Below are 18,082 nucleotides of genomic sequence, written 5' to 3'. Positions count from 1 at the left end.
CTGACACATTTTACATGAAACGAAAATGGATACGCTGGGTAAGCTGGATACTGCTTACTCCTATAATACTCTTTGTAATACTAATGGTATTGCTTTATGTTCCTCCCGTTCAGAATCTTTTGCGCCGGGAGGTTACTGCATACGCCTCTAAAGCAACCGGTATGCAGATTCAGGTGGAACGGATAGACCTTCGTTTCCCGCTTAATCTGTTGGTTCGTGGCGTAGAGGTTATTCAACAGCCGGATACTCTTTTGTCTTTGGAAAGCCTGAATGTCCGTGTGCAGGCATGGCCGTTAATAAAAGGAAAAGTCGAAGTGGATGAAGTCACTTTGAGCCGGGTAGCCGTTAATTCAGCCAATTTGATGGAAGGAATGAAGATTAAAGGCGTTTTAGGACGTTTCTTCCTGCAAAGCCATGGTGTTGACTTGTCCAATGAAGTAGCGATTATCAATCAGGCTGAACTGTCTGATACCCATGTGCAGTTGCTGATGAATGATACTACCACCACTCCTAAAGATACCACAGCCTCTGCTCCTGTAAACTGGAAAGTGGATCTTCATCAGTTGAAATTAAAGAATGTATCATTCAGTATGCAACTTCCTGCTGATTCCATGCGGATGGCAGCTCATATCGGGGAGGCTGCTATTGATGATGCACAGGCAGATTTGAAAAATCAGTTTTATGGCTTGAAAAAGTTTCTGTTGTCGGGAACTTCCGCCAGTTATGATACAGGAACCGCGCAACCAATAGAAGGCTTTGATGTTTCCCATATTGCCGTTCGTGATGTTCGCATCGCTTTGGATTCCCTGTTGTATAAAGGCAGGGATATGAATGCGGTCATTCGTGAGTTTACAATGAATGAACGTTCCGGATTAAGTGTTGTCTCACTGACAGGTAGAGCATATTCTAACGATTCAATCATTAGTGTTCCCGGTTTAAAACTAAAAACCCCTCATTCTGAAATCGATTTATCTGCCCATACCTATTGGGAACTTGTCAACATCCCGACTACGGGTCGTTTGTCCGCTAATCTCAATGCCTATATCGGCAAAGAAGATGTTATGTTATTTGTAGGAGGATTGCCTGATAGTTTTAAAGAAGCCTATCCATTTCGTCCGCTTGTCATTCGTGCCGGTACGGACGGTAACTTGAAACAAATGCAGATTTCCCGTTTTACGGTAGACTTGCCGGGGGCTTTTGCTTTAGAAGGCGGCGGTATGATAGAAAACCTGGCCGACAGCCTGACGCGTACCGGAACCATTGGTCTGAAAATGACAACTCAAAATTTAAACTTCCTGACCGCTTTGTCGGGAGAAGCTCCCAATGGTACGATTGTAGTTCCTGACAGCATGAGTCTGGTGGCAAAAGTAGACATCAAAGGTCCTGAATATAAAGCAGACCTCCGTCTGAAAGAAGGAAAAGGAGCTATGGACGTGAATGCAGCATTAAATACATCTACCGAAGTTTACAAAGCTGATCTGAAGATAGACAATCTGCAACTCCATAATTTCCTTCCGAAAGATTCTATCTACGAACTGTCTCTTTCGGCTGCGGCTAATGGTCGTGGACTGGATGTCATGTCTTATCATTCTTTTGCCAAATTGAATCTTTCATTAGATCAGCTTCATTATGCAAAATATCATCTCTCCAATCTTAATCTGACAGGAGATCTTAAAGGCGCACTGGTCACCGCACATCTGACAAGTGACAATGCTTTATTGAAAATGACAACCGATGCGGAATATAATTTGGCGCACAGTTATCCTGATGGTAAGATAACGGTTGATGTCACTCAACTGGATTTACATGAATTAGGAATCATGCCGCAGCCAATGAAGCGTCCGCTTACTTTTAATTTAGCTGCCGAAGCTCGTCGGGATTTAGTTTCGACACATTTCGTCTCCGGAGATATGAAACTCGACTTGAGCGCACGTTCCGGCGTTAATCCTTTAATTCGCCAATCTACTCACTTTGTGGATGTATTGATGAAGCAAATTGATGAGAAAGCATTGAACCACGCTGAACTGCGTAAGGCGTTACCGACGGCAGTTTTCTCTTTCTCTGCAGGACAAGAAAACCCTTTGGCATATTTTCTGGCTACTAAAAAGATAGCTTACCATGATGCTTCTGTGAAATTCGGAACAGCTCCTAATTGGGGAATTAATGGAAAAGCCGCTATTCACGCTTTGAAAGTAGATACCTTGCAACTAGACACGATTTTCTTTACAGTCAAACAAGACACTACACTCATGAAATTGCGTGCCGGTGTTATTAACGGACCAAAGAATCCGCAATTCTCTTTCTCTACTACACTGACGGGAGAGATTCGTGACCGGGATGCGGAACTGCTGGTAGATTTTAAGAATGGAAAAGGAGAAACAGGCGTACTGCTCGGTGTCAATGCACGTCCTTTGTTTGAAGGGCAAGGAAAAGGCGATGGATTAGCTTTCACATTAATCCCGGAAGAACCGATTATCGCCTTCCAGAAATTCCATTTTAATGAGAATCACAACTGGATTTATGTGCATAAGAATATGCGTGTATACGCTAATGTAGATATGTGGGATGATGAAGGAATGGGATTCCGTGTACATTCGGTGCAGGGGGACACTGTTTCTTTACAGAATATTGATGTCGAAATCCGAAGAATCAGTTTAGCAGAATTAAGTAAAGTACTACCTTACTTCCCGGAAATAACCGGTTTATTTTCTGCGGAAGCACACTACGTACAGACTGAAAAAGACCTTCAACTCTCGGTTGAATCATCTATTGACGAGTTGACCTATGAACGTCAACGAATTGGTGATGTGACATTAGGAGCTACCTGGTTGCCGGGTGAACAAGGAAAACAATATCTTAACGCTTATCTGAATCATGACAATGTGGAAGTGATGGTGGCGGATGGCAAATTGGTCCCAACCCGGACAGGAAAAGATAGTTTGGAAGTAAATGCCACTTTGGAGCACTTCCCGCTCCGTGTAGCGAACGTATTCATTCCCGATCAGATGGTTACATTAGCCGGTGATATGGATGGTAATCTGAACATTACCGGTAGCACCGAACAGCCTTTGATTAATGGCGAACTGATATTGGATAGTGTTACTGTCCTTTCCCGGCAGTATGGGGCTAACTTCCGGTTCGACAACCGCCCGGTGCAGATAAAGAATAATCGTTTGGAATTTGATAAGTTCGCTATTTATACAACAGGAAAGAATCCATTTACGATTGACGGATCTGTCGATTTCAGAGATATGTCCCGGCCGATGGCAAATCTGAATCTGCTGGCGCAGAACTATACGCTTCTGGATGCCAAACGTACCCGTGAAAGTCTGGTTTACGGAAAAGTATATGCTGATTTCCGGGCAACGGTGAAAGGTCCGTTAGACGGATTGAATATGCGTGGAAACATGAGCTTGTTGGGCAATACAGATGTTTCTTATATATTGACCGATTCACCGTTGACTGTGCAGGACCGTTTGGGAAGTTTGGTAACCTTTACTTCATTTAGTGACACCACGACGGTTGTTCAGCAAGAAGTGCCGACCGTTTCTTTAGGCGGGCTGGATATGGTGATGATGGTACACATCGACCCGTCCGTTCGTTTGAAAGTCGATTTGGACGCAAGCAATGACAATCGTGTTGAACTGGAGGGAGGAGGTGACCTCTCAATGAAATATACTCCGCAAGGTGATCTGACATTGACCGGACGCTATACGTTGAGCGGCGGTTTGATGAAATATGCTTTGCCTGTCATCGCTGCCAAAGAATTTGCTATCGACAACGGCAGCTATGTGGAATGGACGGGAAATCCTATGGACCCGATGCTGAACTTCAAAGCAACCGACCGTATCCGCGCTTCTGTCTCCGAAGGAGAGAATGGCGGAACACGTATGGTTAATTTCGATGTGTCCATCGTCGTCAAGAACCGACTGGATAATCTTTCTTTCGCCTTTGACGTATCTGCCCCCGAAGACGCAACCATACAAAATGAATTGACGGCTATGGGAGCGGAAGAGAGAGGTAAACAGGCTCTATATATCATGGTTATGAAAACCTACCTTGGCACCGGACCGATTGGTGGTGGAGGTGGTGGACTGGGTAAACTGAATATGGGTTCTGCATTGAACTCCGTATTAAGTAGCCAAATCAACTCATTGATGGGGAACCTGAAAAATGCCAGCGTTTCTGTTGGTATCGAAGATCACGATTTGTCGGATACGGGTGGTAAGCGTACGGATTACAGTTTCCGTTATTCACAACGTCTCTTCAATAACCGTTTCCAGATTGTAATCGGAGGTAAAGTTTCTACGGGTGAGAATGCGACCAATGACGCAGAATCTTTCATCGATAACATCTCTCTGGAATATCGTTTGGATAGAACTGGAACCCGTTATGTCCGTCTGTTCTACGATAAAAACTACGAGAGTGTACTCGAAGGCGAGATTACGGAAACCGGAGTCGGTCTGGTACTTCGCAAGAAGCTGGATAAACTTAGCGAACTGTTCATCTTTAAGAAAAAGAAGTAAACATGAAAGGTATATATAGTAACATATTAATAAGTTGCCTGATGGGTATCATCTTATTCTCGGGTTGTTCGGTGACAAAGCATCTGCCCGAAGGGGAGGTACTTTATACAGGAGGAAAAACTGTCATACAGAATAAGTCGACAACACCGGTAGGAGGGACGGCCCTGACAGAGATTGAGGCGGCCCTTGATAAAACTCCCAGTACGAAGATGTTGGGAGGGCTTCTGCCTATTCCTTTTAAGATGTGGATGTACAATGACTTTGTGAAATATAAAAAAGGATTTGGAAAGTGGATGTTCAACCGTCTGGCTGCTAACCCTCCGGTATTTATTTCCACTGTCAATCCGGAGGTCCGCATCAAGGTGGCTACAAACTTGCTCCGTGATTATGGTTACTTCAATGGGAAAGTGACTTATGAAACATTGGTCGATAAGAAAGACAGCCTGAAAGCAAGTATTCTTTATACGGTAGACATGAAGAATCCTTATTTTATAGATACGGTCTATTATCAGCGCTTCACTCCTCAAACGTTGCGCATTATGGAACGGGGACGTCGAATGTCTTATATAAGTCCCGGCGAGCAGTTCAACGTGGTCGATCTGGATGAAGAGCGTACCCGTATCAGTACGCTGTTGCGTAACCGGGGATATTTTTACTTCCGTCCCGATTATATGACTTATCAGGCAGATACGACATTGGTTCCCGGTGGACATATCAGCCTTCGTCTGATTCCCGTTCCGGGATTACCCGCTGCGGCACAACGTCCTTACTATGTAGGAGATGCCTCTGTTTACCTGTTTGGCAAGAATGGTGAGGCGCCCAATGACAGCATGATGTATAAGAATCTGAATATACATTATTATAAGAAATTACAGGTACGTCCGAATATGCTTTATCGTTGGTTGAACTATCAACAGTTTGTGCGGAATGCACAGATGCGGGCTTCCAATCGCACTCGTCTTTACAGTCAGTATCGACAGGAGCAGGTGCAGGAGAAACTTAGCCAGTTGGGAATCTTCAGTTATCTGGATTTGCAATATGCCCCGAAAGATACGACAGCCGTTTGTGATACGTTGAACGTAACCATGCAGGCCACGTTTGCCAAGCCGCTGGACGCCGAACTGGAATTGAATGTCGTAACCAAAAGTAACGACCAAACCGGGCCCGGGGCATCATTCGGCGTCACCCGGAACAATGTATTCGGAGGTGGCGAAAGCTGGAACGTGAAGCTGAAAGGCTCTTATGAATGGCAAACCGGCGGAGGAGAAAAAAGCTCTTTAATGAACAGCTGGGAGATGGGAGTTTCTACCTCTCTGACTTTCCCGCGCGTGGTTTTCCCGCATTGGGGGAAAAGGGAGTTTGACTTCCCGGCTACTACTACATTCCGTTTATACATCGACCAGTTGAACCGTGCCAGGTATTATAAACTGTTGTCATTCGGCGGAAATGCTGCCTACGATTTCCAGCCGACACGTACAAGTCGTCATAGTATTACCCCTTTCAAACTGATATTCAACGTCCTTCAACACCAATCGGAAGAGTTCAGGAAGATTGCCGATGCCAATCCTGCATTATATATCAGTTTGAAAGACCAGTTTATTCCTGCTATGGAATATACCTATACGTATGATAATGCCTCCGCACGCGGTATTAAAAATCCGATCTGGTGGCAATCGACTGTAACCTCTGCCGGTAACCTGACCTCGGTGATTTACCGTGCTTTCGGCCAGTCTTTCAGCAAAGAGGACAAACGTTTGCTGAACGTCCCTTTCGCGCAGTTTGTGAAACTGAATACGGAATTCCGCCATTTGTGGAATATGGACAAGAATAATAAGATTGCTTCCCGTGTAGCTTTGGGTGCTCTCTTCGCCTACGGTAATGCAACGATAGCCCCTTACAGCGAACAATTCTATGTGGGTGGTGCCAACAGCATCCGCGCTTTTACGGTACGTAGCATCGGCCCGGGCGGATACCATCCGGCAGAAAGCCGCTACTCTTACCTCGACCAGACGGGTACTTTCCGTTTTGAGGCAAATGTAGAATACCGTTTCCGTATCTTTAAGAGCATTTGGGGAGCCACTTTCCTGGATGCAGGAAACGTCTGGCTGATGCGCAAGGATGAGGCCCGTCCCAATTCACAACTCGAACTGAAAACGTTCCCGAAACAGATCGCTCTGGGCACCGGTGTCGGTATTCGTTATGATATGGATATTCTTGTGTTCCGTCTTGATTTCGGTATTCCTTTGCATCTGCCTTACGATACAGAACGAAGCGGATATTACAATGTCACAGGATCCTTTATGAAGAATCTGGGAATACATTTTGCTATCGGTTATCCCTTCTAACGTTCTTTCTTTGTCTTGAAACAAAGAAAGAACCAAAGAAAATTCAAGGCTGCGTTTTTCCGGCTACTCCGGTGTTCTCTCCGGCTAAAGGGCAGAAACTCGCTTCGCTCAAACAGTCTGCCCTTTTTAACGCTGGAGAAAACGCCTGCGCTTAACGCCGGAAAAACGAGGCCGATCCCCTTTCGGCGTGTTTGCTGCATAGGTTAATGAATTACCGGATTTCTTGATTTGTCATTGATGTACTTTTGATTCTGCATAGGTTTACATGCCGAAAGGTTTTCCGACCTACTTTTTTCTCCGTTAAGCGAACACCCGTAACGAAGCGTTAAAAAGGGCAGATTGTTTGAGCGAAGCGAGTTTCTGCCCTTTAGCGTAGTGAAGGGTGTGAGTAGGAGAAAAAAGTCAGTCTTGAATTTTTCTTTGTTTCTTTCTTTTGTTTCAAGACAAAAGAAAGAAAGTTTTTGTAAATTTGCAACGAAATCTGATGCCGTTGACATCACTAACCTTTTAATATTACACAATTTATGAAACCAACTTTATTCTTATTGGCAGCCGGTATGGGTAGCCGTTATGGAGGCTTGAAGCAATTAGACGGACTGGGTCCTAATGGCGAAACTATTATGGATTACTCAATCTATGATGCTATCAATGCCGGATTTGGCAAACTTGTATTTGTAATCCGCAAAGATTTTGAACAGGATTTCCGTGATAAAATTATTTCCAAATACGAAGGTCACATTCCTTGCGAACTGGTATTTCAATCAATCGACGATCTTCCGGAAGGCTTTACTTGCCCGGCAGACCGTACTAAACCTTGGGGTACTAACCATGCAGTAATGATGGGCGCTGATGTGATTAAAGAACCGTTTGCAGTGATTAACTGTGATGACTTCTATGGTCGCGATTCTTTCCAGGTAATGGGTAAATTCCTTTCTGCTCTTCCTGAAAATTCAAAGAATGTTTATTCAATGGTAGGTTTCCGTGTAGGAAATACATTGAGCGAAAGCGGTACGGTATCTCGTGGTATCTGTAGTACAGATGCTAAAGGATTGTTGACATCTGTAGTAGAACGTACGAAGATTCAACGTCTGGACGGTGAAGTGAAATATATCGGTGATGATGGCGAATGGACGGCTACTCCCGACACGACTCCGGTAAGTATGAACTTCTGGGGCTTCACTCCTGATTACTTCGCTTACAGCCAGGAATTCTTCAAGACTTTCTTAAGCGATCCGAAGAATATGGAAAACCTGAAGAGCGAGTTCTTCATCCCATTGATGGTAGATAAATTGATTAATGACGGAACTGCCACTGTTGAAGTACTGGATACTACCAGTAAGTGGTTCGGCGTCACTTATCCGGAAGACCGTCAAAGCGTAGTAGACAAGATTCAGGCATTGGTAGATGCCGGTGAATATCCTGCTAAGTTGTTCTAAAGAAGAGCCATTGATTAAGATAGAGAGCAGTCATTCATAAGAATGACTGCTTTTTTTGTTTTTCATAATGTATCATACTAGGCTGTATCTAATAAATATTCAGTATCTTTGCAGTTCAAAATGTTATAAATCAGAAGCAGAAGTGATTTCAGTAGAAGGATTATCAGTAGAATTTAATGCGACGCCGCTTTTTGAGGACGTCAGCTATGTAATTAATAAGAAAGACCGCATTGCATTGGTCGGCAAAAATGGTGCCGGCAAATCAACCATGCTGAAGATATTAGCAGGTTTGCAGTCACCGACACGAGGAGTGGTAGCTACTCCGAAAGATGTAACCATCGGATATTTGCCACAGGTCATGATTCTCTCCGACAACCGGACGGTGATGGGAGAGGCGGAACTGGCATTCGAACATATATTTGAGCTTCAAGCAAAGTTGGAACGGATGAATCAGGAACTGGCGGAACGGACAGACTATGATTCGGAAGAATATCATCAGTTGATAGACCGTTTCACGCATGAAAACGACCGGTTCCTGATGATGGGCGGTACGAACTTTCAGGCGGAAATCGAACGGACACTTCTCGGATTGGGATTCAGTCGGGAAGATTTTGAACGCCCTACTTCGGAGTTTTCCGGTGGATGGCGTATGCGTATCGAATTGGCAAAATTGCTTTTACGACGCCCGGACGTGCTTTTGCTCGATGAGCCGACCAATCACCTTGATATTGAAAGTATCCAATGGTTGGAAAACTTTTTGTCTACACGTGCCAATGCAGTCGTATTAGTCAGCCATGACCGTGCTTTCCTGAATAACGTAACTACCCGCACCATCGAAATCACTTGCGGTCAGATTTATGACTACAAAGTGAAGTACGATGAGTTTGTAGTCCTGCGTAAAGAACGCCGTGAACAGCAACTCCGTGCTTACGAAAATCAGCAGAAACAAATACAAGATACGGAAGACTTCATCGAACGCTTCCGCTATAAAGCAACGAAAGCCGTACAGGTGCAAAGCCGTATCAAGCAACTGGAAAAGATAGACCGCATCGAAGTGGACGAAGAAGATAATTCCGCCTTGCGTTTAAAATTCCCTCCAGCCAGTCGTAGCGGAAACTATCCTGTGATTTGTGAAGATGTACGCAAAGCGTATGGCAGCCATGTCGTTTTCCATGATGTCAACCTTACTATTAACAGGGGAGAGAAAGTGGCTTTCGTCGGAAAGAACGGAGAGGGTAAGTCTACCTTGGTGAAATGTATCATGGGCGAGATTGATTTCGAAGGCAAACTAACGATCGGACATAATGTACAAATCGGTTATTTTGCGCAGAACCAGGCACAAATGTTGGATGAGAACCTGACTGTATTCGATACGATTGACCGGGTAGCGACAGGAGATATCCGTCTGAAGATACGTGATATACTGGGAGCTTTCATGTTTGGAGGCGAAGCTTCGGATAAAAAGGTGAAAGTCCTTTCCGGAGGAGAACGTACGCGATTGGCGATGATTAAACTTCTGCTGGAACCCGTAAATCTACTGATTCTGGACGAACCGACCAATCATTTGGATATGCGTTCGAAAGATGTTTTGAAGGAAGCTATCCGCGAATTTGACGGAACAGTGATTCTTGTCAGCCACGACCGTGATTTTCTGGATGGACTTGCGACTAAAGTATATGAGTTCGGTGGTGGACTTGTAAAAGAACACCTTGGAGGTATCTATGAATTCTTGCAAAAGAAAAAGATAGATAGCTTGAACGAGCTTCAGAAAGGAGCGGGATTGTCGGCTTCTCCTACGGCTTCAGCTAAAGGTAATGAACCTGAAACCGTTCAGCCTTCGGAGAATAAGCTCTCTTACGAAGCCCAGAAAGAACTTAATAAGAAGATTAAGAAACTTGAACGTCAGGTGGCGGACTGTGAAGCCTCAATAGAGGAAACCGAATCCGCGATTGCTATCGTAGAAGCGAAGATGGCAACCCCCGAAGGAGCTTCGGATATGCAGCTCTATGAACGGCATCAAAAACTGAAACAGCAGTTGGATGCAATCGTTGAAGAGTGGGAGCGGGTTTCGATGGAACTGGAAGAAGCGAAAAACTAGAACAAAACGCATACTTCCGGGCACTATGTGAGAGAAACGCTATGCCTCGGTAGAAGGTATTCCTGGCGGGTATCTGTTTCTCGGTGTCGAAACAGGTGTTTCTCGGTGAGGAACGAGGCGTTCCTCGGTGTCGGTCACCTTCTTCCTCGGTGCCGGACTGCGGGTAGGATGATTGTTGATTAGAGAGACTATTTAATTATTTATACAATATGAAAGTAACCAAGTATTTACCAATTCTTGCCGTATGCCTTATGACAACAGGATGTAACAGTAAGAAAGAGGCCGTGCTGACGTCTGGTATCGACCTTGCTAATCTGGATACCACGGCTATGCCGGGTACAAGTTTTTATCAATATGCCTGTGGAGGTTGGGTGAAAGATCATCCGCTGACAGACGAGTATTCACGTTTCGGTACATTCGATATGTTGCGCGAAAACAGTCGTGAACAACTGAAAGCATTGATTGCCGAATTGGCAGCGAAGAAAGATAACGCACCGGGCAGTGCTGCGCAGAAAGTAGGCGATCTTTATAATATCGCAATGGATAGCGTGAAGCTGAACCAGGAAGGTGTAGCTCCGATCAAAGCAGAACTGGCAGCCATTGACGCTCTCAAGGATAAAGGAGAAATCTATGCATATATCGCAGAGAGCCAGAAGAAAGGCATCCGTCCTTACTTCACCATGTTTGTAAGTGCGGATGATATGAACAGTTCCATGAATATCGTACAGACCTATCAAGGTGGTATCGGAATGGGACAGCGTGACTATTATCTGGAGAATGACGAGCAGACTAAAAATATCCGTAATAAATATCAGGAACATATCGCCAAAATGTTCCAGTTGGCAGGTTATGATGAGGCTACTGCACAGAAAGCGGTGAAAGCAGTGATGAACATCGAAACTCGCCTGGCGAAAGCGGCTCGTTCACAAGTGGAATTGCGTGATCCTCATGCTAATTATAACAAGATGGATAGGGCGACGCTGAAAAAGAACTTCCCGACTTTTGACTGGGATACTTATTTCACCGTTTCCGGTTTGAAAGATTTGGAAGAAGTGAACGTAGGTCAGCCTGCTGCCATGAAGGAAGTAGCCGATGTGATAAACACCGTATCACTGGACGATCAGAAACTGTACCTCCAATGGGGATTGATAGATGCTGCCGCTTCTTATCTAAGCGATGATTTTGAAGCACAAAACTTCGACTTCTACAGTAGGACAATGTCTGGTAAGAAAGAAATGCAACCTCGCTGGAAACGTTCCGTGAGCACCGTGGATGGTGTTCTTGGCGAAGTGGTAGGACAGATGTATGTAGAGAAGTACTTCCCGGCTGCTGCCAAAGAACGTATGGTTACACTGGTGAAGAACCTGCAAACTTCTTTGGGAGAACGTATCAAAGGTTTGGAATGGATGAGTGAACCGACCAAGGAAAAAGCGTTGGAGAAACTGGCAACCTTCCATGTAAAAATAGGTTATCCTGATAAATGGAAAGATTACTCCGCACTGGAGATCAAAGATGATTCTTACTGGGCAAATATTGAGCGTGCCAACGAATGGGATTACAACGAAATGATTGCCAAAGCTGGCAAACCGGTAGACAAGGATGAATGGTTGATGACTCCTCAAACTGTGAACGCTTATTATAACCCGACTACCAATGAAATCTGCTTCCCGGCAGCTATCCTGCAACCTCCGTTCTTCGATATGAATGCGGACGATGCTATGAACTACGGTGCAATCGGCGTGGTAATCGGCCATGAGATGACTCATGGATTTGACGATCAGGGACGTCAATATGACAAAGACGGAAACCTGAAAGACTGGTGGACAGAAGAAGATGCTAAAAAGTTCGAAGAACGGGCACAGGTGATGGTTAACTTCTTTGACAGCATCGAAGTTGCTCCGGGCGTACACGCAAACGGTAGCCTGACACTTGGAGAGAACATCGCCGACCACGGAGGTTTGCAAGTTTCTTTCCAGGCATTCAAGAATGCAACAGAAGCCGCACCGCTGGAAATTGTTGACGGATTTACTCCGGAACAACGTTTCTTCCTGGCATACGCTAATGTGTGGGCAGGAAATATCCGTCCGGAAGAAATTCTCCGATTAACCAAACTTGATCCTCACTCATTAGGCAAATGGCGTGTGGACGGTGCTCTTCCTCATATCCAGAATTGGTATGAAGCATTCAAAATCACTGAACAGGATTCGATGTTCGTACCTAAAGAAAAACGAGTATCTATTTGGTAATAGTTTTTGAATAGAGAACATATATGCGAAGAGGCGTTGATTTTCCGTTGAGGAGAGTCAACGCTTTTTTTTATTAATTCACACCTTATTTATTACGTACGATAAACAATATTTCGTAACTTTGCACACCAAATACTTAATAAGCAATTCAATGTCAGAGTCTAAAAGAATAAAAACTGCATTGGTATCTGTATACCATAAAGAAGGTTTGGATGAAATTATTACCAAACTTCATGAAGAGGGAGTAGAGTTTTTGTCAACAGGCGGAACTCGTCAGTTTATTGAATCATTGGGATATCCTTGCAAGGCAGTGGAAGATTTGACCACTTATCCTTCTATTCTCGGTGGTAGAGTAAAGACATTACATCCGAAAATTTTCGGAGGTATTCTTTGTCGTCGCGGTCTGGAACAGGATATGCAACAGATTGAGAAATATGAAATTCCCGAGATAGATCTGGTTATTGTTGATTTGTATCCGTTCGAAGCTACCGTAGCTTCCGGTGCATCTGAAGCAGACATTATTGAAAAAATCGATATAGGCGGAATCTCACTGATTCGTGCCGCAGCCAAGAACTACAACGATGTAATCATCGTAGCTTCTCAAGCTCAATACAAACCATTATTGGATATGTTGATGGAGCACGGCGCTACTTCTTCACTCGAAGAACGTCGCTGGATGGCTAAAGAAGCATTTGCCGTTTCTTCTCACTACGATTCGGCTATTTTCAACTATTTCGATGCCGGCGAAGGTTCTGCTTTCCGTTGCTCTGTTAATAGCCAGAAGCAACTTCGTTACGGTGAGAACCCACATCAGAAAGGTTATTTCTACGGAAATCTGGAAGCAATGTTCGACCAGATTCACGGAAAAGAGATCTCTTATAACAATCTTCTCGACATCAACGCAGCCGTTGATCTGATCGACGAATTCGATGACCTCACTTTCGCTATCCTGAAACATAACAACGCTTGCGGATTAGCTTCCCGTGCTACAGTTTTGGAAGCTTGGAAAGACGCATTGGCCGGTGATCCAGTTTCTGCTTTCGGAGGTGTATTGATTACGAATGGTGTCATCGACAAAGAAGCTGCGGAAGAAATCAACAAGATTTTCTTCGAAGTGGTTATCGCGCCGGATTATGATGTGGATGCACTCGAAATCCTGGGACAGAAAAAGAATCGCATCATCCTCGTTCGTAAGGAAGCTAAATTGCCTAAGAAACAATTCCGTGCTTTGCTGAATGGCGTATTGGTGCAGGATAAAGATACTAATATTGAAACGGTAGCCGACCTGAAAACCGTGACAGACAAAGCTCCTACTCCGGAAGAAGTGGAAGATATGTTGTTTGCCAACAAAATTGTAAAGAACAGCAAATCCAACGCCATCGTATTGGCAAAAGATAAGCAACTTCTTGCAAGCGGTGTAGGACAGACTTCACGTGTAGACGCATTGAAGCAAGCAATAGAAAAGGCCAAATCATTCGGTTTTGATCTGAATGGTGCAGTGATGGCTTCCGATGCTTTCTTCCCGTTCCCCGACTGTGTGGAAATTGCGGATCAGGAAGGTATTACGGCTGTTATCCAACCGGGAGGTTCGGTAAAAGACGATTTATCATTTGCTTATTGCAATGAGCACGGTATGGCGATGGTGACTACCGGTATCCGTCATTTTAAACACTAAAGCGATTTACTATTTGACAATTTACAATTTACTATTCAGCCGTTCGGCAATATGGATTTGATTGTCAGATAGTAATAAGTATGTATCAAATAGTAAATAGTAAATTGTCAAATAGTAAATAAAAAAATGGGATTATTTTCTTTTACACAAGAGATAGCAATGGACTTGGGCACAGCCAATACTATCATCATCACGAACGGAAAAATCGTGGTGGATGAGCCTTCGGTTGTAGCTCTGGATCGCCGTACAGAAAAGATGATTGCCGTGGGGGAAAAGGCGAAGTTGATGCATGAAAAAACCCACGAAAACATACGTACCATCCGTCCGTTGAGAGACGGAGTGATTGCCGACTTCTATGCTTGCGAGCAGATGATGCGCGGTTTGATAAAGCAGGTGAATACTCGCAACCATTTGTTTTCACCTTCTCTTCGCATGGTGATTGGTGTTCCTTCGGGAAGTACGGAAGTCGAACTCCGTGCTGTCCGTGACTCTGCGGAACATGCCGGCGGTCGTGATGTTTATTTGATTTTCGAACCGATGGCTGCGGCAATCGGTATCGGCATCGACGTAGAAGCTCCGGAAGGAAACATGATTGTCGATATAGGTGGTGGATCTACGGAAATTGCCGTTATCTCTTTGGGAGGTATCGTTTCCAACAACTCCATCCGCACAGCCGGTGATGACCTGACAGAGGATATTCGCGAATATATGAGCCGTCAGCATAATGTGAAAGTCAGCGAGCGTATGGCAGAACGTATCAAAATCAATGTAGGTGCTGCTTTAACCGAACTGGGTGATGATGCTCCGGAAGATTATATCGTTCACGGTCCGAACCGTATCACAGCTCTTCCGATGGAAGTGCCTGTATGCTATCAGGAAGTAGCCCACTGTCTGGAGAAATCAATTTCAAAGATCGAAACTGCTATCTTGAGTGCATTGGAAAATACACCTCCTGAACTGTATGCTGATATTGTGCACAATGGTATCTATCTCTCCGGAGGTGGTGCATTGCTTCGTGGACTGGATAAGAGATTGACCGATAAGATCAATATTCCTTTCCATATTGCGGAAGATCCTTTGCATGCAGTTGCTAAAGGTACAGGTGTGGCATTGAAGAACGTAGACCGTTTCTCTTTCTTAATGAGATAAACCGGGGATGAGGAATTTATTAAACTTCCTTCTGAAATACAATTACTGGTTCCTCTTCATCTTATTGGAGGTAGCCAGTTTTGTTTTGTTATTTCGGTTCAACCGTTATCAGCAGAGTGCATTCTTCACTTCTGCCAATACGGTTGTGGGGGCGGTTTATGAAGTTTCGGGAGGGATTTCCTCTTATTTTCATCTGAAATCGGTCAATGAAGATCTGCTGGACCGGAACATGGTGCTCGAACAACAGATTACTAATCTGGAGAAAGCATTAAAAGAGCGTCAGCTCGATTCTATGACCATCAACAGCATCCGGCAGGTATCGGAGACGGATTATGAGCTGTTCAAAGCTCATGTAATAAAGAATAGTTTGAATCTCGTTGATAATTATATCACGCTCGATAAAGGCTCTTCTTCCGGAATTCGCTCCGAAATGGGAGTAGTGGACGGCAGTGGAATTGTAGGGATTGTTTATGAAACATCCCCTTCCTATTCGGTAGTGATTTCGGTATTGAACAGCAAGTCGAATATCAGTTGTAAGATTGTCGGTAGCGATTACTTCGGCTACCTGAAGTGGGAACATGGAGATTCGCGCTATGCTTATCTGAAAGATCTGCCTCGTCATGCAGAGTTTAATTTGGGAGATACGGTAGTCACCAGTGGTTTCTCGACTGTCTTTCCGGAAGGTGTTATGGTGGGAACGGTGGATGATATGTCCGACTCTAATGACGGACTTTCCTATCTGTTGAAGATTAAGCTGGCTACTGATTTCGGTAAGTTGAGTGATGTTCGCGTGATAGCCCGGACGGGACAGGAAGAACAGAAGAAACTTGAAAACAAGGTGACGCAAGAATGATAATTACTTATATACATAGAATCGGATGGTTTATCGGCTTGGTGCTTCTTCAGGTATTGATTCTGAATAATGTGCATATTGCCGGATACGCAACTCCTTTTCTCTATATCTACTTTATTCTGAAGTTCAGCTCCGGTACTTCCCGCAATGAACTGATGCTGTGGGCTTTCTTCTTCGGACTGACCATTGACATCTTTTCCGATACTCCGGGAATGAATGCGGCGGCTACCGTGTTGCTCGCTTTCCTCCGGCCCTCTTTGCTTCGTTTGTTCACACCCCGTGATAATCCGGACAGCCTCATTCCTTCTTTCAAGACGATGGGAATCAGTCCTTTCCTAAAATATACTACTGCAAGTGTTTTTGTGCACAGTCTGGCGTTACTCTCCATCGAGTTCTTCTCATTCACCAGCATTTGGCTGTTATTGTTGCGAGTGCTCCTTTGCACTGTTCTGACTGTAACCTGTATCATAGCTATAGAAGGAATTAAGAGGTAACGATGGCAAAAGATTATATCTTAGAGAAGCGCAAATTTGTAATCGGAGGTATTGCTCTCTCCATTGTTCTGATTTATCTGATACGTCTTTTTGTATTGCAGATCACGACCGATGACTACAAAAAGAATGCTGACAGTAACGCTTTTCTGAATAAAATCCAGTATCCCTCACGCGGTGCTATTTATGACCGGACCGGCAAACTGCTGGTATTCAACCAGCCAGCCTATGACATAACGATTGTGCCGAAGGAAGTCGAGAATCTTGATACCCTCGATTTATGCCAATCGCTGAATATCACCCGTTCGCAGTTCCTGAAAATTATGAGCGACATGAAAGACCGTCGCCGTAATCCGGGATATTCCCGCTATACCAACCAGCTGTTTATGTCGCAACTTTCGGCAGAAGAATGTGGTGTCTTTCAGGAAAAACTATTTAAGTTCCGTGGCTTTTATATTCAGCGGCGTACCATTCGCCAATATACATACAACGCTGCCGCTCATGCTTTGGGAGATATTGGAGAAGTCTCCGCAAAGGAGATGGAAGCCGATGAAGAAGGATACTACATTCGTGGTGACTATGTCGGCAAACTGGGAGTCGAAAAATCGTATGAAAAGTATCTTCGTGGCGAGAAAGGAATTGAAATTTTACTTCGCGATGCGCATGGCCGTATCCAGGGGCATTATATGGATGGCGAATATGACCGTCCTTCCGTTCCCGGTAAGAACCTGACATTGAGCCTGGATATTGACTTGCAGATGCTGGGCGAGCGTTTACTAAAGAATAAAATTGGAAGTGTTGTAGCTATCGAACCGGAAACCGGGGAAATCCTTTGTCTGGTATCCTCTCCCAATTACGATCCGCATTTGATGATTGGTCGTCAGCGTGGTAAGAACCACTTGGCCTTACAACGCGATATGACGAAGCCACTTCTGAATCGTGCTTTGATGGGAGTGTATCCTCCGGGATCTACGTTCAAAACAGCACAGGGGCTAACCTTTCTGCAAGAAGGAATCATAACCGAACAAAGTCCGGCATTCCCTTGCTCGCATGGGTTCCATTATGGAAGATTGACAGTAGGTTGCCATGCGCACGGTTCTCCCTTGCCTCTGATTCCTGCCATTGCTACTTCGTGCAACTCTTATTTCTGTTGGGGATTGTTCCGTATGTTCGGCGACCGTAAATACGGTTCACCGCAGAATGCCATAACGGTCTGGAAAGACCACATGGTTTCGCAGGGATTTGGCTACAAACTGGGAGTCG

General features: G+C 44.6%; 10 protein-coding genes. All 10 read left to right on the top strand.

The window, feature by feature from the left end; genetic code table 11:
- The first annotated feature begins 14 nt into the window (after positions 1-14).
- Entirely contained in the window at positions 15-4,526 is a 4,512-nt protein-coding gene (locus ACT8YW_RS10040; protein WP_444104822.1) for a translocation/assembly module TamB domain-containing protein, read from the top strand.
- 2 nt (positions 4,527-4,528) lie between these two features.
- On the top strand, positions 4,529-6,871 hold the full coding sequence (tamL, locus tag ACT8YW_RS10035) for a translocation and assembly module lipoprotein TamL (RefSeq protein WP_444104821.1): 2,343 nt from the start codon (positions 4,529-4,531) through the stop codon (positions 6,869-6,871).
- Positions 6,872-7,395: 524 nt separating this feature from the next.
- On the top strand, positions 7,396-8,307 hold the full coding sequence (locus ACT8YW_RS10030; RefSeq protein WP_004299937.1) for a nucleotidyltransferase family protein: 912 nt from the start codon (positions 7,396-7,398) through the stop codon (positions 8,305-8,307).
- A 142-nt stretch (positions 8,308-8,449) separates the two neighbouring features.
- Complete coding sequence (locus ACT8YW_RS10025) at positions 8,450-10,405, top strand: ABC-F family ATP-binding cassette domain-containing protein (RefSeq protein WP_444104820.1); 1,956 nt, start codon at positions 8,450-8,452, stop codon at positions 10,403-10,405.
- A gap of 209 nt (positions 10,406-10,614) precedes the next feature.
- A complete protein-coding gene (locus ACT8YW_RS10020; protein ID WP_004299939.1) occupies positions 10,615-12,651 on the top strand; it encodes a M13 family metallopeptidase in 2,037 nt (678 codons plus the stop codon).
- A gap of 151 nt (positions 12,652-12,802) precedes the next feature.
- Positions 12,803-14,326 (top strand): bifunctional phosphoribosylaminoimidazolecarboxamide formyltransferase/IMP cyclohydrolase, encoded by a 1,524-nt coding sequence (gene purH / locus ACT8YW_RS10015; RefSeq protein ID WP_151921149.1) that lies wholly within the window; start codon positions 12,803-12,805, stop codon positions 14,324-14,326.
- Positions 14,327-14,452: 126 nt separating this feature from the next.
- Complete coding sequence (locus ACT8YW_RS10010) at positions 14,453-15,475, top strand: rod shape-determining protein (protein WP_004299941.1); 1,023 nt, start codon at positions 14,453-14,455, stop codon at positions 15,473-15,475.
- 7 nt (positions 15,476-15,482) lie between these two features.
- Positions 15,483-16,328: a rod shape-determining protein MreC gene (gene mreC, locus ACT8YW_RS10005; protein WP_444104819.1), complete on the top strand. Its 846-nt coding sequence runs from the start codon at positions 15,483-15,485 to the stop codon at positions 16,326-16,328.
- The gene (gene mreD, locus ACT8YW_RS10000) at positions 16,325-16,822 is read left to right on the top strand and encodes a rod shape-determining protein MreD (protein ID WP_117936033.1); all 498 of its coding nucleotides are present in this window, start codon (positions 16,325-16,327) and stop codon (positions 16,820-16,822) included. Before mreC ends, mreD begins: the two co-directional genes overlap by 4 nt.
- Positions 16,823-16,824: 2 nt before the next feature.
- Positions 16,825-18,082, top strand: a 1,258-nt coding sequence (locus ACT8YW_RS09995) for a penicillin-binding transpeptidase domain-containing protein (protein ID WP_444104818.1), incomplete at its 3' end; no start/stop codon positions are given.

Origin of the sequence: Bacteroides sp. (assembly GCF_052357945.1) — a bacterium.
Lineage (GTDB): Bacteria > Bacteroidota > Bacteroidia > Bacteroidales > Bacteroidaceae > Bacteroides.
This window is presented reverse-complemented; position numbering and strand designations above follow the sequence as displayed.